The following is a 1,290-nucleotide window of genomic DNA, read 5'->3' on the forward strand; positions in this document are numbered from 1 at the left end:
AAGCTTATAAAATAAGCATACATGAAAGTTATAGAAAAGATGGTAAGGTAAAAAAGAGACAATGGGTAATTGGTACACATGAGCATTATGACCTTATAGAATATGGTTTTGAACTTTGGGGAGTAGAAGATAAATTAAAAGAAATGGGAATAACAGAGAGTAGACTATATGAATTAATTTATAAGAAGCTAGATCCTTTACTAGATAGAATAACAGAGGAATTTCATAATACAGAAGAATATAAAACTTATAAAAGTTATAAAGATATCATAAGCAAATTCAATCAAAAAAAGTATGAATTTAACAATGTTTATGGTAGTGGATATGATGAATGTTATGATGTATTTGGAAACTTAACTAATAAAGATAGATTAGAGCAAATAAAACAAGATTACGAGTATAAGAAAGACTACGAGAAAAAAAGTAAGGAAGCTTTCGAAGATTGGTATAGTAGGTATAGCCAAGGCAGTTATAGTTCTAGTAGTTACCAAGAAAATGTGTCTAGTAACTACAATGATAATGAGAAAAAACTACTGAAAGAAGCATTTAAGTTATTATCATTCAAATATCATCCAGACAGAGGTGGTAGCACAGAAAAAATGGCAAGCATAAATAACTTGAAAGATAAGATATTAAAATAGCTATCAAATTAAACTTTGTATTGAGTAGTTACTATAACTATATATTCAGTAACTACTTATATTTTTATCATATATCAGAGTGTAGGGGGTAACAATGACAGATAAAGACTACTTACAATATGAACCAATGCTTATTAAAATAGCTAATAGGTTTAAAAATAATTCCTATGGAATTGATATAGAAGATATATACCAAATTGGTAGTTTAGGAATGATTAGAGCCTTTGAAACATACAAAGAGGACAAAGGTGTTAAATTTAGTAATTATGTATATAGTAATATTGAGTGGAGCATTAAAAAAGAGTTTAGTAACTTAAAAAGAATTAAGCAGCAATATATATTTACATCTTTAGATCATGAGATAGACGAAGAAACAAATATGTATGATATTATTCCTAATAGTAGTGTAAATGTAGAGTACGAAGTACTAGAAGGTATGACACTACAAGAATATATACAAGAGTTCAGAAGTATATTAGAGCCTATAAAAGCTGAAATATTTATTGATAGATATGTAAATGAGCTTCAAATAAAATATATAGCTGATAAGTATAATAAAAAGGAGAGTGCGATTAATAACATATTTAGACAGTCTAGAATGGAATTAATAAGAAAATCATTTAGAATAAGAAAAGAGTATGAAAAATAC

Annotated in this window: 2 protein-coding genes; both read left to right on the plus strand. The window is 26.9% G+C overall.

The features are described from left to right. The coding region (locus J7G74_RS16555; RefSeq protein ID WP_297137447.1) for a hypothetical protein at positions 1–641 on the plus strand (641 nt) is incomplete at its 5' end. Between the two features lie 94 nt (positions 642–735). Next, positions 736–1,290: sigma-70 family RNA polymerase sigma factor (locus J7G74_RS16560; protein ID WP_297137450.1), on the plus strand; the 555-nt coding region annotated here is incomplete at its 3' end.

The organism is Terrisporobacter sp. (assembly GCF_017888745.1).
Lineage (GTDB): Bacteria > Bacillota > Clostridia > Peptostreptococcales > Peptostreptococcaceae > Terrisporobacter.